Consider the following 20,890-nt stretch of genomic DNA (forward strand, 5'->3'; position numbering starts at 1 on the left):
TTATTCGTCTCCTAGTTCTTCCCAGCGGTCCAAAGTATACGTACCTAATTTTCCACTGCGAATTTCTAAAATAATCATTTCGCTGGCTCGATTATAATCATCTCTAAAACCACGTTTTTGGCTAATTAACATCAACTGTTCTGGAGCAGGTAAAAATAGCTCTTCCTCTGTTAAACCATATCGTTCCGTTAAACGTTGCGGATAAAAATGTGCAAAAAATTCTAGTCCATAAATCGCCAAATCATCTAAATGCAATAATTGATCTTTTATAGCGCCAGTTAAAGCTAATTTTTTTCCAATTTCTTCATCTTCAAATTTTGGCCAAAGAATTCCTGGTGTATCCAGTAATTCCAATTGGGAACCAGAGCGTAACCATTGTTGTCCTTTCGTCACGCCTGGTTTGTTCCCAGTTTGCGCAATTTTTTTTCCGACTAAACGATTCATTAAGGTTGACTTACCAACATTGGGGATCCCAATACACATTGCACGAATCGCACGCGGTTTCAAGCCTTTCGCCTGTTCACGAGCCAATTTTTCTTTTAACGCTTCCTTGGCTGCTGGTACAATTTTATTGATTCCTTTATTTTGTTGGGCATTGATGACTAGGGTTTGGTACCCTTTCTTTTGAAAGTAATGTTGCCATTTTTTATTTTGGTCGTTATCTGCTAAGTCCCCTTTATTTAAAAGGACTAATCGTGGTTTTTGTTGGACAATTTGGTCCATCATTGGGTTACGGGAAGAAAGCGGTAACCGCGCATCAACTAGTTCAAATACAATATCGACATATTTGATTTTTTCCGAAACTTCTCTTCTTGCTTTGGCCATATGGCCGGGAAACCATTGAATGGTCATAATCTGTTCAAATCCCTTCTTTAACACATTGTTTCTTTGATTCAATTCGTCAACGAGTCCTGTGTTCCGCGTAGATTCTTGCGAAAAAACACCTTCTCTAGTTTAACATATTTTTCACGGATTTGATTTATTTTCTGTAGTGTTCTTTAAAAAACAAAAAAGCTGAGACAAACTCACTTTGGATTTTGTCTCAGCCTTGTACACTGGCAAAGTATAGAAAGAAGTAGGTCAAGCTCTTCTCAAGCCCGACTCAAGAGTATTTCTGTTTTTACTCGTTATTTGGCATGAAGTAAATTTTCTTTACAATGAATTAACTCTGTTAAAAACTGACAGTACGGTGTAGCAATCCCATAGGCTTTCCCTTTGCGAACAATTGCTCCATTGATATAATCAATTTCGGTTAAACGATGATTGGTTATTAAGTCCTGATACATCGATGGATGGTGCAGACCAATTGTTTCTCGATTATAACACGAGCGGATTTGTTGAAGAACTGCTTGTTTGTCTAACGTAACTTGTTCCGCTTCAGCGACTGCTAAAAATTCATTAACTATTTGTTGAACAATTTGATCTGCTTGCTCTGTTTCGCCAAAGTCTGCCATATTACAATCCAACAAAGTACATAAACCATTCATTGTTCCATTCACACAGGCCTTCTTATAAATGGATGATAAAATATTCTCAGAATAACGAGCATTTAAGCCAGCGTTATTTAATACCTTAATGACTACTTCTGTCGCTTGTTCACTTTGCGCCCCTAAATTTTGTAAATCAATCGAACCATTGCCAAATAATTTTACTTTGCCAGGTCCTTCTAACCCAGCGGTCCACATTGTGTTTCCTAATAAAATATTTTCGTAAGGCACGTATTTTTTGATAATGTCTTCGTGCCCAATTCCATTTAACAAGCATAAAACTTTCGTATTTTTATTAAGGAAAGGTTCTAATGCCTCAAGCATTCCTGCCAGTTGCATTGCTTTTGTAAATAGGATAACTAAGTCTGCTGTAAAATCGATGCTTGCTACTTCTGTCTGAGGATAAATAGGAATTTTAGCGGTCACCACTTCGCCATTAAAATCAGCAACTAACCCGTTTTTTCTTATTGCTTCAATATGTTCTGGCCAACCATCGACAAAAATAACATCATTTCCTGCTTGATGTAACATTAGTCCAAAGCGACTGCCCATAGCGCCAGCACCTGCGATAATAATCTCCATTTCTTTTCCTCCGTTCAATTTTTTATTTTTAGGTAAAAATCTGCTAAGAAAATCTCTATCTCTTGCTTTTATAACTATAAAAAGGCAAAACATATGTTATATTATAAGTGATCTATTTGTTATTTTTTTATCCAAGCACATTTGTGTAAGCGTTTTTAAAAAGAAAGGGAGTTTCTGATGAATATTCAGCTTTTAAAGTACTTCATTGAAATTGTTAATACCCGCAGTTTATCGGCGGCCGCTCGCAATTTATTTGTCACCCAACCAACACTTTCTTTAGCATTGAAAAAAATGGAATCGGAGTTAGGCACAGCGTTGTTTGATCATTCTGATCAACCGTTTCAATTGACCGATACGGGGGTTTATTTATATGAACATGGCCAAGAAGTTGTTTTTCAATTCGATCAATTGGTAACAGATATTCGTGAAATGAACCAGAAACCAGTAAAAAAACAATTACGTTTAGGCTTAACTACTTTATTTGCTGTCCAATTTATGAAAGAAATTTCACGATTTTTAACAACCCACCCACATGTGAATTTAATATTACAGCAAGATGGCTCGCCAAAATTACAAACAATGTTAGCAAATAAAGAAATTGATATGGGACTAATTTCTTTTCCAAATACCTTACCGGAAATTATTCATATTGAACCCTTAGAAACGACTACCAAAGGCTACCATGTTTATGTCGTGGTACCAGAATCAAATCCTCTCTCCCAATATGAAAAATTAACTTTTAAAGATTTGAAAGATCAACGATTTTCATCGTTAAGTGATAATTTTATGATTGGTCGCCTACTACTAGATCGGACTCGAAGCTTCGGTTATGAGCCGAATATCATTTTGCATAACGATGATTTACAAGTACTTCTTTATAGTTTACAAAAAAACAATTCGATTTGTTTGTTGCCGATTGAATATTATGAAGTGGGAAAAAGTCAGGGACTGAAATGGATTCCTTTAAAAGATAAGTTTGACTATTTCCCCATCGGCATTGCTTTGCGCCGCGATTTTAGTCTGACAGAAGATGTTAGAGATTTTATCCAAATCATTAAAGAAAATTAATGGCTAGCCTTGATAAGCAAAGACGACTTTACTATCATAAAGTTTCAACACTTTTTCAAATAAGAATTTTGAGAATAAACCCGCGACAATTGGAACAACAAACCAAGAAAAGAGTAAGGGTAAGATCCCTAAGCCCGCATCCAATGAAGCAAGCGGCCCGACGAGTCCAACCAAGCCAAAGCCAGCCGATTGTGGGGTTCCTGAAATGTTGAATAGAACTACAGGAATTGCTGAAATAGTCGCTGTAAATAAACAAGGAATTAAAATAATTGGGTATTTAAATAAGTTAGGCATCATCATTTTCATGCCGCCCAAAGAGACAGCCAGTGTCACCCCCGATTGGTTGACATTCCAAGAATTAATTACAAGAACAACAGTTGTGGCTGCAATTCCCATTGCAGCAGCACCAGCAGACAAGCCATTCAACTGAACCGCCAAACCGATTGCCACAGTAGTGATTGGCGAAATAATCAGTGCAGCAAATGAACAAGCAATTAAAATACTCATGATAATTGGCTGGAAATCAGTAAAATTGTTAATCACTTTCCCAATAGCGACCGTGATTTGTGTCACATATGGATAAATCAACATGCCAAACAAGCCTGCACCTACTCCAACAACGATCGGTAAAGCAATGATTTCCACTGAACCGAATTTTTTATCGATGAGTAATAAAAGTAAGACTGCAACAGAAGCGGTAATCATAATATTAATGATGTCACCAGTGCCTGCACCAATAAAGCCTTTCACTTCTGAATTAAATTTAATCACGCCAGAGCCAGCAAATGCTGCACCGCCAGCAATCATCATTTTCTGTGGCGTTAAGCCAAATTGAAAAGCAATCAGTCCCCCAATAATTAAAGGGGTGGCTAGTTGGAAAATTTGCGCCGCATGAATAATCATTTCGATAATCTTGTATTCTGCAAAATATTTTAAAATGGCTCCTAATACAGCATTGGGAATTAAGGCGATAATGGTGCCGGAAGCTGTTCCAGCTAACACTTTGTTAAAAAATATTCTTGGGGTTAATTGAGCATCCAGTTTATCAGTGGGCATTTTCAACACTCCTATTGATTGTTTTTGTTTTTTTAGAATAAGTTTGAGAATGATTGAACTTTCTGTTAGATAAAGAGCGGCCTCAAAGAAGAGCGCTTATTTCTTTGAGGCGCTTTTTATTTAACTAAAGCAAGGAACGATTTTTAATATACATCCGTATCCGCATTATATTTCGCTAAATTATCTTTAACATCTCGCAAGAACTTACCTGCTTGTTGTCCATCTAAAATTCGATGATCAATAGAAAGACATAAGTTAACCATATCTGCTACTTTAAAGCCTCCATCTGCGGTTGGCACAAGGCGTTTATTAATTGACTCTACTTGTAATATCGCAGCTTGTGGATGGTTAATAATTCCCATCGATTGGACGGAACCTAGTGTCCCAGTATTATTAAGGGTAAAGGTCCCCCCTTGCATTTCTTTGCTTGCTAGCGTTCCTTGTCGGACTTCTTGTGCCAAGCGATTGATTTCTTTAGCTAGCCCTGCAATCGAATAGTTATCCGCTTGTTGAATCACTGGCACGTAAAGATGCTCGTCTGTCGTTACAGCTATGGATAAATTAACATCTTTATGATAAATAATTGAGCCATCATCCCAAGATGTATTGATTTTGGGATTTTTCTTTAACGCTTGAATGACTGCTTTGGCAAAAAATGGGAAGAAGCTTAGAGATAGGCCCTCTTGTTGTTTAAATTCATCTTTTAATGAATTTCTAAGTTGGACTAAGTTGGTCACATCCGCTTCCACCATTAACCAAGCATGAGGGATTTCGTTGACACTTTGGACCATTTTTTTAGCAATTGCTTTACGTACAGGATCTGCAGAGACAATTTTATCTGTGGTTGTTTCAGTTGGACTAGCTGTTGTTGCGCTTTCATTTTGCGAAACAACTGATTCCTTTGAAATTGAAGAGCTAGTTCCTGGACTCACTGTTTTCTCAGGTGTTCTTGCCTGTGTTGGTGTAAAGTTTGTAACATCTTTTCTAGTAATCCGACCATCACGACCTGTCCCTGTAACTTGTGTTAAATCAATCTTTTTTTCTTGGGCAATTTTAAGGACTGCTGGGGAATAACGACCATTATTTTTTTGATGGGGCGTCGCAGTGCTTGTTGTTTCAGCCGTTTCATGTTCTTGTGTTTGTTCCGCACTTGCTTCTTTCACTGGTGCTAAAGTAGCTTCTTCTGTTTTTTCGGTTGTTTCTTCTGTCTCTAACGTCATCACCGCTGTTCCTATGGGCACATCTGTATCTAGAGAAATCAGAAATTCTTTTACTACGCCATCAAAATCTGATGGTACTTCCGTGGTGACTTTATCAGAAACGACTTCCATTAAGGGATCATAGCGTTTCACTGAATCTCCTGGTTTAACTAACCATTGGACAATGGCTGCCTCTGTGACACTTTCGCCTAGATGAGGCATTTTGATTTCTTTTGTGGCCATTTATTTTTCCTCCTTACTTCAATTAAAATTCTGCTAATTCTTTCATTGCTGCTAATACTTGCTCTTCATTGATTAAAAATTCTCTTTCTAAAGGTAATGCATAAGGCATGCTTGGACAATCAGGTCCTGCAAGTCGTTGAATTGGTGCATCTAAATCAAAGAGAGCATCTTCTGCAATCATTGCCGCAATTTCACTCATCACGCTGCCTTCTTTATTGTCTTCTGTTACGAGTAAGACCTTCCCTGTTTTCTTAGCTGCAGCCACTAATGTTTCGCGATCTAAAGGATATAATGAGCGAACATCGACGATTTCGGCATCAATTCCTTCAGCGGCTAGTTTTTCCGCCGCAGCTAAAGCCAATTGCAAGGTCATGCCGTAACTAATCACGGTTAAATCACTACCCGTTCTAACGACATTGGCTTTGTCAATTGGTACGATATAATCATCTGTAGGCACTTCATCTTTTAGTAAACGATATAAACGCTTATGTTCGTAAAATATGACTGGATCATCTGAACGAATCGCTGCTTTAATCATCCCTTTTGCATCATAAGGATTAGATGGAGTCACCACTCTTAATCCTGGTTGTCCGCAAAAAACTTTTTCTGTAGACTGAGAATGATATAGCCCACCACGAACACCGCCGCCATAAGGTGTCCGATAAACGATTGGCGCAGTCCAATCGCCTTTTGTTCTATAGCGCATTGTCCGAGCCTCTGATAACAATTGATTGGTTGCAGGCAAAATATAATCCGCAAATTGAAATTCACCAATTGCGCGATAGCCCATTAAACCTAAGCCAACAGCTAAACCACCAATTAAGCCTTCTGTTAACGGTGTATTAAAACAACGCTCGTCACCGTATTTAGCAGCCAAGCCCTTTGTTACACCGAACACGCCGCCTTTGTCGCCGCCGACATCTTCTCCAAAAATAACTACTTTTTCATCACGAGCCATTTCTTCAGAAATTCCTAAGTTAATTGCTTCTAAATAAGTCATCTCAGCCATTTTATTTCTTCTCCTCTTCTCTTATTGTGCATACACTTCTTCTAAAATTGATGTCGGTACAGGATCTGGCATTGCTTCTGCTTCATCGGTTGCTTGATTGATTTCTGCACGAATTTCTTCATCAATTTTGGCAATGTCTTCGTCTGTTAAATAGCCCTCTTCTAATAATTGTTTTTCAAAAAGCTTCACTGCATCGTTCTTTTTCATTTCTTCAATTTCTTCTTTTGAACGATAAACAGATTGATCATCGTCAGCGGAATGAGAAGTCAAGCGAGAAACCATTAATTCAATCAATTTTGGTCCTTTTTTCCCGCGAGCCGCTTTTACTGCTTCTTTAAATGCTAGATAGACTTCAGTAAAATCACTACCATCAACGGTTACACCTTCAAAGCCATAAGCTTTCGCGCGATCGGCCATTCGTTTATTGGCATACTGTTCTTCAATTGGGACAGAAATCGCATATTCATTATTTTCAACAACAAAAATGACTGGTAATTTTTTTACGCCTGCAAAGTTCATAGCTTCTTGGACTTCTCCTTGATTGGCAGAGCCTTCCCCAGTGGTGGTCAATGCAACAAAATCAGCTTTTTGAAGTTGCGCTGCATAACCAACACCTGTCGCTAATGGCATTTGTGTACTTACTGTTGAAGAGAAGGAAACAATATTATGCTCTTTTGAACCATAATGATTCGGCATTTGACGACCATGGGAAGAAGGATCCGCTTCTTTTCCAAAAGAACCCATTAAAATATCTTTGGAGGTCATGCCCCAAACCAAGCACGCGGTCATATCACGATAATACGGTAAAAAATAATCTTTTTGAGGATCAAAAGCCATCGCCATCGCTACTTGTGCAACTTCTGCCCCTTGACCAGAAATATTGAAAGAGGTCTTACCAATTCTTGTTAATTGCCACAACCGTTCGTCTAAACGACGTCCTCTTAGTACTTCACGATATGCCTGAATCAATTCTTCTCTGGATAAACCCGATTTTTTAAGCGCTTTCATTTTCATCAACCTTTCTCTATTTGTGAATCGCTAAGCCATAAGTATCTAAGGCTGCTTCTTGCAATACTTCTGTCATTGTTGGATGCGCATGGATTGCTTCGCCAATTTCAATGGGCGCGGCATCTAAATACATAGCAGTACTTGCTTCGGCAATTAAATCCGTGACATGTGGGCCAATCATAGAAACCCCTAATAAATCATCGGTATTCTTGTCACGAATTACTTCTATAAAGCCATCTGTTTCTCCATAAACAAGTGATTTACCATTACCATTAAAATTAAAGGTGCCAATCACTACTTCTTTATCTGCTGGTAAAGTTTCTCTAGTATAGCCGACACTTGCTATTTCAGGATTTGTATAAACACCTCGAGGCACGTTTGTATAATTTAAAGGTTCAACTGTCTCGCCTAAAAGATGCTGAACAGCTAACTCACCTTCTTTCATAGCTACATGGGCTAGTTGAAGTGTATCGATACAATCACCAATCGCATAAATATGTCCTTCTGTGGTTTGATAAAATTCATTTACTTCAATGCCTTTGTCAGTATATTTCACTGAGGTATTCTGTAACCCTAACTTATTGATATTGGGCTGACGTCCAATTGCTACCATGACTTTGTCAACGGTGAGGGTTTCTTGTCCTGCAACTTCTACTTGAACCTTTTGTCCAGTAACTTTCGCTTCTTGGACTTTGCTACCTAATAAAATGTTAATTCCTCGTTGCTCTAAACGTTTCTTTAATTCTTTAGAAATTGTTGCACTCTCATTTATAAGTAACCGATCCAAAAATTCAATGATAGTTACGTTGACACCTAAACTATTTAATAAAGAAGCCCACTCGACACCAATAACGCCACCACCAATAATTGCAATTGATTCTGGTAATTCTTCTAATTCAAGCATCCCATCAGAAGATAAGATAAATTCTTCATCCAATGGCAAATTAGGTAACGTTTTAGGACTAGAGCCTGTCGCAATAATGACATTTTTAGGAACGATAATTTCTTCTTCCCGTGTTGGATCATTAAACGTAACTGCCACTGCGCCAGAGACTGGTGAAAAAATAGAGGGACCTAAAATTGCACCTTCGCCTGCTAAAATTTTGATTTTATTTTTCTTGCATAAGCCTTCAACACCTTTGTGTAACTGCTCAATAATTCCTTCTTTCCGTTGTTGTATTTTAGAAAAATCAATGGACGCTGCCTCTGTTTCAATCCCAAAAGAAGCCGCTTGTTTTAAGGTATCAAAAACCTCTGCGCTTCTTAATAAAGCTTTTGTAGGGATACAGCCTTTGTGCAAACAAGTGCCACCTAATTTGTATTTTTCAACAATTGTGACGTTTAGCCCTTTTTGTGCGGCTCGAATTGCTGCTACATAGCCTCCTGTTCCGCCACCTAAAATCAGTAAATCTGTTTGTTCCGCCATTTTGATCACTCCTGCTCAATTTTTGCTTCACTATAATTTAAAGCTTGTTCTTCCCCTGTTAATACTCGATTGACGCCTTCATATAAAGCAGCCATCTCCATTTCACCTGGGTAAACCTTAATTGGTGCAATCCAAGTGACTTTTTGACTAATTTCTTGAACAACGGTTTGCGAATAGGCTGCGCCCCCTGTTAAAATAATTGCATCAATTGCGCCTTCAAGAACCACGGCCATCTCGCCAATACTTTTTGCGATTTGGTAACACATTCCTTTTAAATAGTAATTTGCTGTTTGATCACCTGCAGCTATTTGTGCTTGGATATGCCGTAAATCTGTTTCACCTAGGTATGATTTAAGACCGCTATTCCCCGCAATTAGCTTTTTCACTTGGCTAATCGTTAACTCCTGTTCAAGTATCCATTGCGCAAATTCAACGAGCGGTAAGGCACCACTGCGTTCTGGCGTATAAGGACCTTCACCATCAAGCCCATTTACCACATCCACCATGCGGCCTTTTTGATGCGCCCCCAAGCTAATGCCCCCACCTAAATGAACAACGATAAAATTGCTTTGCTCATATGTTTTCCCTAAATCCTCAGCGATTTTTCGAGCGACCGCTTTTTGATTTAAGGCGTGACCAACGCTACGCCGCTGAATGCCTTTTAATCCGGAAATCCTGGCTAATGGCTGTAGCTCATCTACAACAACAGGATCGACAATAAAGGCTGGCACGTGATATTTTTCTGCAAACTCATTAGCTAAAATCGCCCCTAAATTTGAAGCATGGGTATTAAAGCGTTCTGTCCGCAAGTCTTCTAGCATTTGTTGATCGACAAGATACGTACCGCCAGGAATAGGCTTAAGCAAACCACCACGCCCCACGACAGCGGCTAATTGTGTGATGTTATGTGTTTCTAAAAATTCCGCGATCATTTGTTTTCGAAATGGTGTTTGACTGACAACATTTTCAAAAGGTGCCAATTCTTGGACGCTATGTCTAAGCGTTTCTTCCGCCAAGCAATCATGATTAGCAAAAAGCGCTAACTTAGTGGAGGTCGAGCCAGGATTAATAACCAATACTGTTTCCATTGTTTTCTGCTCCTTTTTTAAACTTGTCTCATGGCAAATCTTAATGAATGGAATTTGCTTTCTGTCGAATCACTTCTAGACGTTAAAACGACTGGGACTTTTGTGCCAACAATCGTTCCTCCCACCTTGGCGTGCCCAAATAAGGTCAATGATTTGTATAAACAATTTCCAACGTCAATAGTTGGGACCACTAAAATATCTGCATCCCCCATGATAGGACCACTGTAACGTTTATGCGCAACCGCTTCTTCAGAGGTCGCTAAATCAAGCGAAAGTGGTCCAAAAACCGTGGCCTCTTGTTGACCATTAAAATGTGCCGTGACTTCTTTTGCTAAAACAGACGAAGGCATTTTAGGATTAAAATTTTCCGCTGCGCTTAACAAAGCAATTTTCGGGTGGTGCAGTCCCAATTTTTGGGCGACTTCTTTAGAATTTTCAACAATTTCAATGAGTGTCGCTTGAGTGGGAGCGATATTCATCGCACAATCGGTTAACAAGAAGTTTTTCCCCGCAGGCAGCTCCACCATTGCTACATGGGAAAGAATCGGTTTATTTTTTAATTGATGCTCACTTTTCAACATTTCTTTTAGTAATGTGTGGGTCTGAATAATTCCTTTCAATAAAATTTGTGCTTGCCCAGTTGCAACTAAATTGATAGCTTCCTGTGCTACCGCGGCCTCATCTGAGCAATGAACATATTTCCAGAGATTTTCAGTATCAAGATTTTCGTTTGTATCAAATACAATAAACTGCAACGGTTGCTCGGCTTCTTTTAGTGCTTTTTTAACTAACTGTAAAAACTCTGGTTGTGAACCTCCTGCAATTGAAATAGTGATCATTTTCTCACCTCATTTTTTCTTCTTTACACTTTAAATCTACCTCAGTATGTAAGCGCATACAAATTGTTAATTTTTATGCCCTTATTAATATTTTTTATAGAGAAGGAAAAGCTTAGTAAATCAAGCTTTTCCTTCTCTAAACAATCGTTATCTAATTTACTTTTCATGAAAAAACTTCTTTTCTAAGAATGAAAGGAAAACTTATGCTTTGGCACAGCTGTTTATTCATGTCAGATTCTAAACCATGTTATACTTTAGATACTTATTTTTAGGAGGAATTAAATGGCACTACTACTATTCTTTTTGTTTATCGCCCTACTAGGATTTGGTATATTAAAAATTAATAACCGCAGTATCCTCGGCGGTATCACTCTGGCTTCTGGCACCTTATTGTCATTAGTCACCTTACTATTTATCGGACTAGACAAAATTTATTTACATTTTAAGAATGGCGACCTAATTACCTTGGCCATTGCTTATCTATTAATTCCCGCTGTGTTTATCAGCATTTGCCTTTACTTTATTTTTAACTCACGTACGATGCAGACGAAAGAAGGCAAAAGTGTCACGGCTAAATTGTCTGCTGGCCTAGGGCTGAACTTATTAATTACTTTACCAGCCTTTCTATATTTATTATCAGTTGGCACAGCGCAAATACCTTATGTGCTTTTTCTGTTCTTACTTTTTCTATTGTTAATGGATCTTTTGCTGACCTTTCTATTTGCTGCTTACGTCTTGTATTCATGGATGTACCAAATGATTCCTTTAAAAAAAGCGGTTGATTATATCATTGTTTTAGGTTCGGGAATTCGTAGCGAGGAAGTACCTCCACTTTTGAAGAGTCGGTTAGATAAAGGAATTGAATATTATGAGAAAAACCCCACCGCTAAATTTGTAGTCAGCGGTGGTCAAGGTCCTGACGAACCTGTAGCCGAAGCTTTTGCAATGAAAAAATATTTGCTTTCACAAAATATTCCTGCAGAAGCAATTTTGATGGAGGACCAATCCACAACCACTTATGAAAATATGTTGTTTTCTAAAGCAATCATTCAGGCGGATTGGCAAAAGATGCCGTCTGATTCTAAACAACCCTCTGTTATTTTTTCAACAAATAACTATCATGTCTTACGAGGAGCTATGTATGCCCATCGTGTCGGCTTAAAAGCTGAAGGTGTCGGGGCGCCAACTGCCTTATATTTTTTACCAACTGCTCTAATCCGAGAATACATTGCCTTACTGGTTCATGATAAACGAATTGTGCTTTTTGTTTTTCTGCTTGTCACTCTTCTTTTAGGAATCAGTATCTTACCCATCTAAAAAAATAGCGACTCACATTTTTGTGAGTCGCTATTTTTATTTTTTTAATATAAAAAGGTTTAATGAACGTAATTGGCTATCAATGCAATCAGCCATAAATGAAGCGGATAGAATCCGTAAAATAAATATTTGAAAAACGGTGCTTTGCTCCCTCTCTCACCATTGTAAAGCGATATAAATGGTAACACAGTGATAAACATAAAATCAGAATTATAAGCTAACATTTCAATTGTCGTTGGCCAATCTCCCAACCATTGAAAACTTGTAACTAAGAAAAAGAGCGCTATTGCACCATATAAACAGTTCCGTAAGACAAGTCTCTTTCTGGCTAAATACGTAATCAACATAAAAGGTAACATCACAATGCCACCTTCAGCAAACATTGCTCCTATTCCTAAAATTGCTAATATACTAATCAATAAAACAATTTTTAAACTGATTTTTGGCATTTCTAGCATCGCTTTTGTCACAATTAACATACTGACACCAAGGGCTAAGGTGAAGAAAATATTGTTGTGAACAGCGACAGCTGGATTATTCACTAAATGATTTAGAAGCGTATTTCCAACAAACATGATTGCTGCCCAAACATACAAACGACCATTGTAACGATAAACATTCCGTGTATAGTTGAAACCTTCTACAGCCATGTAACCAAAAAAAACACCGACACAACGAGTAATTACATGAAAAATCAGTGCCCATTCTGGCGGAACAAAATAACTAATATGGTCAAGAACCATTAACCCCATCATCAATAACTTTAAGCGATTTGCGTTCATGAATCGTCTCCTTTATTTTTTCTACAGAAACTATCATATCTTTTTATATAACAGAAAACAACGAACATTCTTGTTAGATTCAACCATTCTTTTTGTCACTTTCGTTAAACTTGGTACCGCAAAGATAAATCTTCAAATAAATAATGTTGGTATTTAAATTGTTCAAAATGAATTTTTCGAATTTCTTGCTTAATGGCTATTAAGCATTCATCGACCGTCATCAATGATTCTTCTTTTAGAAGCGCCTCTTCTATTAATAATTTACATTGGCAATCAATCAATAAAAGTTGACTATAGAATGTGTAAAATGTTTCTTTATTTAATTTTTCAATCAAATTTTTAGCTTGATTCTGCAGCTTTTGATAACATTTGGTCAATTTTTGATAATCCATTAAATCAACTAACTGACCTTGTTTTAACATGTTACTAAAGTCTAAATCCCAAAGCATTTCTTTAGTCGGCTGTTGCAATAAATAATACATAGAATGACTACTAATAATTTCAGTGGTCGGTTCTTCAATTGTTTCATAAAAAGTCACAAAATATTCTCGCTCAATCACAGTAATAATTTCTTCTTCTGAAAGCTCACAATCTTCTAAATTTTGATAGAATATTAATAATTTAATCCGCTCATCTATTTTATTCAGCGAAGCGACTAATTCAGGAAAAAGAACCGACTGACAATTCTCTACTAATTCTCTTGCCTTATTTTGTTCATTTTTATAAAAACTGTATAACTTTTTCCGCTGCTTTAACGAGGTTAATAAGTTATCAGGTATATTCCAGTAATATTGTTTCTTCATAGCATTCCCACTCTTCTTTTTTATGTACAATTTTACAAAAATTGGTCTTAGCCAATTTCGTCTCTAGTTATTCTATCAAAAAAGTGACGCTTTTTTACTGACAATAATTACTCGTTTTACGCCCAAAAAGTGAAAACTCAGCTGTTAAGTAATTATTGGGGCTTGTTTCTCGCGGGCCGAAAAAACTTTTTCCTTTTAAAAGTCCAGAAAAAGACCTACACTAGATATAGACAAACGTTGGAGGGATTTAAATGGATTTACACTTAACGAATAAATTAGCATTAATTACTGGTTCAACTAAAGGAATTGGCAAAGCAATTGCGATTGAAATGGCTCGTGAAGGGACCGATGTCATTATCAATGGGCGTAATGAAGCCGAAGTAACCAAAGTTGTTGAAGAAATACAAATAATGTTTCCAGACACTCATCCTCAAGCAGGAACTGCCGATATTTCCATTGAAAGTCAACGAACTACTTTACTTGAAAAATTCCCTAAAGTCGACATTTTAGTGAACAATATGGGAATTTTTGAACCAATGGAATACTGGGACATCGATGACGCCACTTGGGAAAAATTTTTTACTGTGAACGTGTTGTCAGGCAATGCATTAGCAAAAGCTTATCTACCTAAAATGCTTGCACAAGATTTTGGTCGCATTATTTTCATTGCTAGCGAAGAAGCGGTGATGCCTTCTGGCGAAATGCCCCAATATAGCATGACAAAAACGATGAATCTTTCCTTAGCTAAAAGTTTATCCAACTTAACTGTCGGCACACATGTCACCGTTAACACGGTTATGCCTGGCTCAACCCTTACCGAAGGTGTAGAAAAAATGTTGGAAGATATGTACGCTGATTCAGACATTCCCAAAGAGGATTGGGAAAAAGATTTCATGAAAAATCATCGTTCTCGTTCACAAATCCAACGACTCATTCGACCAGAAGAAATTGGTCGTTTTGTTACCTTTGTGGCCAGCCCAGATTCTTCTTCCTTCTCAGGAGAAGCCTTAAGAATCGATGGCGGCTTAGTTCCAACAATCTTCTAAAATAAATAAAAAAGACAGCCAGCAAAAATTCACATTTTTTGCTGGCTGTCTTTTTAAGCATATTAATTGATTACTTACCAAAAGTAAGTTATATTTATCTCGAATTCGAAATAAAAAGAGGTGAAACAATGAGCCAACAGCAAGAAGCCTTAAAAGCCTATATCGGTTTATTAAGAACTAGCCATCAATTAGAGCAACTTGCCAAGCAAGATGTCACTTGTTATGACTTAAATATTACAGAATTTTCAGTGTTAGAGCTATTACTCCATAAAGGTCCTCAGACCATCCAAAAGATTAAGGAGAAAATTTTAATCGCTAGCAGTAGCACCACTTATGTTATTGATCAATTACATAAAAAAGGCTATGTAACGCGCACCCCCAGTGAAAAAGACCGACGCATTACTTACGTTGAATTAACAGAAGCTGGAAAAACATTAATTAAAGAAATTTTCCCGACGCATGCAAAGCGAATTGCAGAAGCATTTGAACAACTCTCTTCTGAAGAATTAACTCTTCTTCAAAAAACTTTACGAAAAATAACAAATGAAACGAAATGAGGAAATAATGATGAAAAAAGAAGATCAATTATTAGGAATCCACCACGTTACAGCTATGACAAGTGATGCAGAAAAAAACTATCACTTCTTTACAGACGTTTTAGGGATGCGTTTAGTCAAAAAAACCGTGAATCAAGATGATATCTATACTTACCACACCTATTTTGCCGATGATTTGGGTACACCAGGTACAACCATGACCTTTTTCGATTTTCCCAATAACCCTAAAGGCTTAAAAGGAACCAATACAATTTCAAGGACAGGGTTCCGAGTTCCTTCAGATGCAGCTTTGACTTATTATGAAAATCGCTTTAATGAATTTGCTGTCAAACACACAGGTATTTCTGAAGAATTTGGCAAAAAGATCCTTCGCTTCTGGGATTTTGATGAGCAAGCGTATCAATTAATTTCTGATGAATTAAATCAGGGCGTTGCAGCGGGCACCCCTTGGAAAAAAGGACCCGTCCCTACAGAATTTGCGATTTATGGCTTAGGACCTGTCGAAATAGCTATTTCCTATTTTCATGAATTCAAAGAAGTCTTTGAAGAAATTCTAGGCTTTCACGTAGTGGCACAAGAAGGCAATCGCTATTTACTTGAAGTTGGCCAAGGTGGCAATGGTGCCCAAGTCATTTTGGTAGACGATGATACTAGCTCACAAGCGCAACAAGGATATGGTGAAGTACATCACGTTGCATTCCGCCTAGCGGACCGTAAATCACTTGGGACTTGGCAAGCGCTCTTTGATCATTTAGGCTTACAAAACTCTGGTTATGTCGATCGTTATTATTTTGAGTCATTGTATGTTCGCATTGGGCATATTTTAGTCGAATTAGCTACCGATGAACCAGGATTTATGGGAGATGAACCTTACGAAACATTAGGAGAAAAGTTATCTCTTGCGCCATTTTTAGAAAACCGTCGTGAGTATATTGAGAGTGTTATCAAGCCTTTCAATACAAAACGAGCCTAAGGAGGAAAAAACATGCATTCAATTTTTAAAAAAGGACATTCCGAAGCACCTGTCTTTGTGCTACTTCACGGTACTGGGGGTGATGAAACATCCCTCCTACCAATTTCCCAAGAGCTAAATAAACAAGCCACTGTACTAAGTATTCGGGGTGATGTTTCAGAAAATGGGATGAATCGTTATTTTAAGCGCCTAGCGGAAGGTCATTATGACTTAGAAGATCTAGAAAAACGTGGCGAGGCGCTTCATAAATTTATTCAACAAGCCGCTAACGAGCATCAATTTTCATTGGATAAAATTATTTTTATTGGCTATTCAAATGGAGCTAATATCGCTATTCAATTACTGCTTACTCATTCCGATAGCTACCATCAAGCTGTGCTCTATCATCCCATGTTTCCTGTTGAATTAACCAATCAACCAGACTTGACCAACACTTCTGTTTTATTATCTCTAGGAGAGCATGACCCGATTGTCCCACTGCCTGAGAGTATGCGTGTGATTCAATTATTTCAGAATCATGGAGCAACCGTACAAGAGGTTTGGACACAAAGTCATCAATTAACTTATCAAGAAATTAAGGAAACACAAACTTGGTTGGGACATCTGTCCTCTTAACAAAAAAGTGGGGCCTAAGTCGAAATGACTTAGGCCCATTTTTCATATTTTAAGATAATCCACTGTCTGAGGTTCTTTTTATTCTGTCATTTGAACAACTATTTTACCAACTGCATGGTGCGTTTCACTAAGTGCATGGGCATCATAAATCCCTTGTCTAGAAAAAGGGAAAACTTCACCAATAATTGATTTCACTTTTCCAGCTGCCATCAAATCAGCAATTTTTTGTAATTGTTCTCCATTTGGTTGCAGCCAAATACTTTCAGCAGAAATATTTTTTTCGGCTGCCAATTGTTCATCTTCAATGCCCACAATTGAAACAAGACGACCTGTGTTTGGTTTCAAGACATCAAAACTATTTTTTTGAACCTCGCCACCCATTGTATCAAAGACCAAATCAATATCAGCTAACACTTCTGCAAAATTCGTTGTATGATAATCAATCACTTCATCTGCACCAATTTTTTTCAGTAAGGCATGATTTTTTGCGCTAGCGGTCGTGATGACATGTGCGCCCGCTTCTTTTGCTAATTGAATCGCATAAGTACCGACCCCACCTGCACCAGCATGAATTAAAACAGTTTCTCCTTCTTTAAGGTGACCATGATCAAACAATGCTTGCCAAGCGGTTAAACCAGCCAACGGAACGGCAGCAGCTTCTTCAAAGCTAACTGTTTCAGGGATTTTTGCTAATAAATGATCATCCACAATCGTTACTTCTGCATAGGTGCCAAAACGAGTAGTTTCAGGACGAGCAAAAACTTTATCGCCAACTTGCCAATCCGTTACTTGACTCCCCACCTCTGTAATCACACCAGCGACATCCCAACCAAGAATAATCGGAAAGGACCAATCAAACATCTGTTTTAAATATCCTTCACGCAATTTCCAATCAATCGGATTAATTGATGTCGCGTATTCTTTTATCAACACTTGATGTTCCGATAATTCTGGCAGTGTTACTTCGGCTTCTTCAAGTACCTCTTTACTTCCGTACTGATTAATCACAACAGCTTTCATAAACCAACTTCCTCTCATTTGTTTCATTTTTCACACTTTTAGTATACGCCTATTACCTTCTTTTTATATAAGAATATGCTTTAATTAAATGTTGTTGTTTTGAGAGAAAGTGTATTCATTATTAATCTCGATCTGTTTTAATTTAATTAGTTATGCATTTACGCGTTTAATTTCACGATGTTTATTCAATAAATAGGCCAAACCAAGATTAATGCCAACAAAGCAACTAATTGTCAGAAAAAGTGGCAGGACAGTAAAACCAGTGGATTGATAACCAACCATTGCTTGCAAGACGTGAAGCATTCTCAGGCGCATTGGTGCCCCCCCTAATTGTGCAATCGTGCCCAGTAAAATAGGAATCATTAATAACAGCAGCAAAACAATGATTTTTTTTACGCCATCTACGCGATCATTAAAGACACCTGCTAACAAGCCAAGTGAGCCGGTAAGCATTAATAAGATAAAAAAGAGCAACCACGACATGAAAAAGTTTCCTTGCGCATAGACATCAATTAATTTCATTGATAATTGAAAATGAGAAATGAAATTGCCGCTAAATACTTTAATCAGCACAAGTACAACGAAGGATCCAACCAAAGATAAAATAGCATTACTTACAAAATTCACCAAAAAAATCGTCCAGCGGGAAAGCCCGTTTTGAATAAACAGTTTAAAATCTGTGTTCATCCCCAAAAATGATAGTATCCCCATAAAAACTAGACAAGGAATTACCGCATCAGAGCTGACAGTATTCACGTCGTTAGAAAAGAGCAACCCAATAAGAGGAAAAAGAATGCCGAACAAAGCATAAAAGCCAAAATAAATCGCTAAGGAACGGGCTTGATAAATCACACGATACTGCAAAGCTGTTTTAAATTTCATTTTACTTTTCCTTCTTTCTATTGGTTAATTGCACAAAAAACGTTTGTAAATTTAGCGGCGCAATTTGAACCTCTGCTTTTTCAGTCGGCAAGTCGCCGTACACGTAAGCCGTAACTGCCCCACCTAAAGTGTCCATGCCTAAGATTTCCAATGACTGAGTATAGCGCTCTACTTGTTCTTTCGGTCCCGAAATAATGCGACCATTTTTCAAAATTGTTTCAATGGATTCTGCGCGAATCAATTTTCCTTGATCAATGATGATAATATCTTCTAATAAATTTGCAATTTCTTCAATCAAGTGGGTTGAAATCACAAACGTACGGGGACGTTCTTGGTATGTCTCAATTAAATAAGTATAAAATAATTCCCGATGATTGGCGTCTAAACCTAAGACTGGCTCATCTAAAAAAATATACTCACAGGGAACGGATAGCGCCACAATTAGTTTAGCAATACTTCGATAACCAGTTGATAATTTTTTGAATGTCTTTTTACCATCTAAACCAAAATCACTTAACATTTGTTCGGCTAAAGACCAGTCAAAGGATCCATAAAAACCTTCAGTCGTTTTGAAAATATCTTTAATTTTTAACTGAGGGGGAAACAAATTATCTTCACTCATTAAGTAAATATGATTCAAAGCAGCCTCATTATCGGTCACTGTTTCTCCCGCCAATTGAACGGAACCTGAAGTGGCAAAACTTCGATTATTTATGATATTTAATAACGTACTTTTACCAGCCCCGTTTCTGCCTAAGAGCCCATAAATCGTTTCTTTTTCAAAAGTAATTGAAATATTATCTAGTGCTTTTTTTTGATGATATTTTTTACTTACTGATTCCACCCGCAAACTCATGCGTCATACCCTCTTTCAATTAGTTGTTTTAATTGTTCAGCTGTAATCCCTAATTTTTTAGCTTCTGCGACAACTTCTAAGACTTCTTTATTTAAAAATTCTTCTTTCCGTGCACTTCTTACTCTCTCTTGAGCGCCTGGTAAGACAAACATGCCAATCCCCCGTTTCTTTTCAATCAACTGTCGTTCTACTAATAAATTCATTCCTTTTAAAACGGTGGCTGGATTGATTTGGTAACTTTTTGATATTTCTGTGGTTGAGGGAATTTGTTCGCCTTCTAAGTAAGCGCCATTAAAAATTCCTTCAGCAATCTGATCAGCTACTTGCTGAAATAAAGGCTTTTCCCCCGAAAAATTAAATTCCATTTTAACACCTCGCTTAAACGGTTAACTACTTATGTAACTAACTATATATCTTAGGGATTTTTTTGTCAACAAAAAAACCATTGTTTCCAAAGAAATTTTTCTTTGAAAACAATGGTTTTACTTTTAGGTTTATTGAATGCGTTCATTTTTATAAGGTTCCATTATATAACAATTCATCGGTTGTTTCGTTGACAATTTTTAAGCGATTTTGTTTTTTTATCAAAATACTTTTATAGGTCGTTCCTGTAGCCTTTTCTTCCATCACAAGAATGCGTTTATACTCATTATCAGTGACTTTTTTAATCGTTGTTTGAGTCAAGGAAGGAATTTTTTCTTTTAGCGTTTTTTCTTCCGCCAGACCTTTTAAAATTTCTGATTCTGTAGTGGAACTTGTGGATTTGCTAGAATCGCTTGATATTGCTTCGTTATTAGACGCACTTTCAGATGACTTGCGACTTGATTCAGTTACTTTAACCTGTGATGATTCACTGGTATTAGTTGAATTCATTTGAGTTTGGGTTTGATTCCCACATGCACTAATCAGTAACCCAATACCTAAGATAGAACTTGCTAAAATTGTTTTTCTAATCATTTGCATGACCTCCTACATCTATCATTACTTTAACCTTAACATTTTTCAGCTAAGAGAACAATTTTTCAGATTAGAAA

21 protein-coding genes and 2 pseudogenes are annotated in these 20,890 nt (G+C 37.4%); 6 read left to right on the forward strand and 17 right to left on the reverse strand.

The window, feature by feature from the left end; translation table 11 throughout:
• Together ylqF and IGI87_RS07545 are read right to left on the reverse strand one after the other, a co-directional pair.
• Window positions 1-852 carry a ribosome biogenesis GTPase YlqF gene (gene ylqF / locus IGI87_RS07540; RefSeq protein WP_104853666.1) on the reverse strand — a complete coding sequence of 284 codons (852 nt, stop codon included), beginning with the start codon at window positions 850-852 and terminating at the stop codon, window positions 1-3.
• 275 nt (window positions 853-1,127) lie between these two features.
• Window positions 1,128-2,069: a 2-dehydropantoate 2-reductase gene (locus IGI87_RS07545; protein ID WP_438736570.1), complete on the reverse strand. Its 942-nt coding sequence runs from the start codon at window positions 2,067-2,069 to the stop codon at window positions 1,128-1,130.
• A gap of 177 nt (window positions 2,070-2,246) precedes the next feature.
• Between IGI87_RS07545 and IGI87_RS07550 the strand changes: the two genes are divergently transcribed.
• Window positions 2,247-3,137: a LysR family transcriptional regulator gene (locus IGI87_RS07550; protein ID WP_002369350.1), complete on the forward strand. Its 891-nt coding sequence runs from the start codon at window positions 2,247-2,249 to the stop codon at window positions 3,135-3,137.
• 3 nt (window positions 3,138-3,140) lie between these two features.
• Here IGI87_RS07550 and IGI87_RS07555 read toward each other — a convergent pair whose 3' ends face one another.
• The 8 genes and pseudogenes from IGI87_RS07555 to ptb form a co-directional block, all read right to left on the reverse strand.
• A complete protein-coding gene (locus tag IGI87_RS07555) occupies window positions 3,141-4,193 on the reverse strand; it encodes a PTS sugar transporter subunit IIC (protein ID WP_113794087.1) in 1,053 nt (350 codons plus the stop codon).
• Window positions 4,194-4,336: 143 nt separating this feature from the next.
• Window positions 4,337-5,269 (reverse strand): annotated as a pseudogene (locus IGI87_RS07560) (dihydrolipoamide acetyltransferase family protein); the annotation flags it as partial.
• Between the two features lie 195 nt (window positions 5,270-5,464).
• Window positions 5,465-5,635 (reverse strand): annotated as a pseudogene (locus IGI87_RS07565) (biotin/lipoyl-containing protein); the annotation flags it as partial.
• A gap of 22 nt (window positions 5,636-5,657) precedes the next feature.
• Window positions 5,658-6,644, reverse strand: a complete 987-nt coding sequence (locus IGI87_RS07570; RefSeq protein WP_113794091.1) for an alpha-ketoacid dehydrogenase subunit beta — start codon at window positions 6,642-6,644, stop codon at window positions 5,658-5,660.
• A 21-nt stretch (window positions 6,645-6,665) separates the two neighbouring features.
• Entirely contained in the window at window positions 6,666-7,658 is a 993-nt protein-coding gene (locus tag IGI87_RS07575; protein WP_438736571.1) for a thiamine pyrophosphate-dependent dehydrogenase E1 component subunit alpha, read from the reverse strand.
• A gap of 10 nt (window positions 7,659-7,668) precedes the next feature.
• Entirely contained in the window at window positions 7,669-9,078 is a 1,410-nt protein-coding gene (lpdA, locus tag IGI87_RS07580) for a dihydrolipoyl dehydrogenase (RefSeq protein ID WP_033624577.1), read from the reverse strand.
• A gap of 5 nt (window positions 9,079-9,083) precedes the next feature.
• Window positions 9,084-10,166, reverse strand: a complete 1,083-nt coding sequence (gene buk / locus IGI87_RS07585; RefSeq protein WP_202496499.1) for a butyrate kinase — start codon at window positions 10,164-10,166, stop codon at window positions 9,084-9,086.
• Window positions 10,167-10,183: 17 nt separating this feature from the next.
• The gene (gene ptb, locus IGI87_RS07590) at window positions 10,184-11,005 is read right to left on the reverse strand and encodes a branched-chain phosphotransacylase (protein WP_438736572.1); all 822 of its coding nucleotides are present in this window, start codon (window positions 11,003-11,005) and stop codon (window positions 10,184-10,186) included.
• A gap of 282 nt (window positions 11,006-11,287) precedes the next feature.
• On the opposite strand from ptb, the gene IGI87_RS07595 reads away from it, so the two are divergent.
• Window positions 11,288-12,322, forward strand: coding sequence for a YdcF family protein (locus tag IGI87_RS07595; protein ID WP_280210557.1), 1,035 nt, complete (start codon window positions 11,288-11,290; stop codon window positions 12,320-12,322).
• A gap of 59 nt (window positions 12,323-12,381) precedes the next feature.
• Here the strand turns inward: IGI87_RS07595 and IGI87_RS07600 are convergent, their stop codons facing one another.
• On the reverse strand, window positions 12,382-13,104 hold the full coding sequence (locus tag IGI87_RS07600; protein ID WP_431447921.1) for a TraX family protein: 723 nt from the start codon (window positions 13,102-13,104) through the stop codon (window positions 12,382-12,384).
• Between the two features lie 104 nt (window positions 13,105-13,208).
• A complete protein-coding gene (locus tag IGI87_RS07605) occupies window positions 13,209-13,907 on the reverse strand; it encodes a DUF7006 family protein (protein ID WP_368552374.1) in 699 nt (232 codons plus the stop codon).
• Between the two features lie 251 nt (window positions 13,908-14,158).
• Between IGI87_RS07605 and IGI87_RS07610 the strand changes: the two genes are divergently transcribed.
• The 4 genes from IGI87_RS07610 (at window position 14,159) to IGI87_RS07625 (ending at window position 17,098) form a co-directional block, all read left to right on the forward strand.
• Entirely contained in the window at window positions 14,159-14,953 is a 795-nt protein-coding gene (locus IGI87_RS07610) for an SDR family NAD(P)-dependent oxidoreductase (RefSeq protein ID WP_368552375.1), read from the forward strand.
• Between the two features lie 128 nt (window positions 14,954-15,081).
• A complete protein-coding gene (locus IGI87_RS07615; protein WP_010824678.1) occupies window positions 15,082-15,510 on the forward strand; it encodes a MarR family winged helix-turn-helix transcriptional regulator in 429 nt (142 codons plus the stop codon).
• Between the two features lie 10 nt (window positions 15,511-15,520).
• Window positions 15,521-16,483 (forward strand): ring-cleaving dioxygenase, encoded by a 963-nt coding sequence (locus IGI87_RS07620; RefSeq protein ID WP_317095373.1) that lies wholly within the window; start codon window positions 15,521-15,523, stop codon window positions 16,481-16,483.
• Window positions 16,484-16,495: 12 nt separating this feature from the next.
• Window positions 16,496-17,098 carry an alpha/beta hydrolase gene (locus tag IGI87_RS07625; RefSeq protein WP_104853679.1) on the forward strand — a complete coding sequence of 201 codons (603 nt, stop codon included), beginning with the start codon at window positions 16,496-16,498 and terminating at the stop codon, window positions 17,096-17,098.
• Window positions 17,099-17,176: 78 nt separating this feature from the next.
• Here the strand turns inward: IGI87_RS07625 and IGI87_RS07630 are convergent, their stop codons facing one another.
• The 5 genes from IGI87_RS07630 to IGI87_RS07650 form a co-directional block, all read right to left on the reverse strand.
• Window positions 17,177-18,145: an NADP-dependent oxidoreductase gene (locus IGI87_RS07630; RefSeq protein WP_242365829.1), complete on the reverse strand. Its 969-nt coding sequence runs from the start codon at window positions 18,143-18,145 to the stop codon at window positions 17,177-17,179.
• A gap of 123 nt (window positions 18,146-18,268) precedes the next feature.
• A complete protein-coding gene (locus IGI87_RS07635) occupies window positions 18,269-19,000 on the reverse strand; it encodes a hypothetical protein (protein ID WP_104853681.1) in 732 nt (243 codons plus the stop codon).
• A gap of 1 nt (window position 19,001) precedes the next feature.
• Window positions 19,002-19,856 (reverse strand): ATP-binding cassette domain-containing protein, encoded by an 855-nt coding sequence (locus tag IGI87_RS07640; RefSeq protein WP_242365827.1) that lies wholly within the window; start codon window positions 19,854-19,856, stop codon window positions 19,002-19,004.
• Window positions 19,853-20,221, reverse strand: a complete 369-nt coding sequence (locus tag IGI87_RS07645; RefSeq protein ID WP_002357453.1) for a GntR family transcriptional regulator — start codon at window positions 20,219-20,221, stop codon at window positions 19,853-19,855. The genes IGI87_RS07640 and IGI87_RS07645 overlap by 4 nt, the downstream gene beginning before the upstream one ends.
• Before the next feature lie 148 nt (window positions 20,222-20,369).
• Complete coding sequence (locus tag IGI87_RS07650) at window positions 20,370-20,819, reverse strand: hypothetical protein (protein WP_162782481.1); 450 nt, start codon at window positions 20,817-20,819, stop codon at window positions 20,370-20,372.
• Window positions 20,820-20,890 lie beyond the last annotated feature (71 nt).

The organism is Enterococcus sp. DIV1444a (assembly GCF_051712125.1).
GTDB classification, from domain to species: domain Bacteria; phylum Bacillota; class Bacilli; order Lactobacillales; family Enterococcaceae; genus Enterococcus; species Enterococcus faecalis.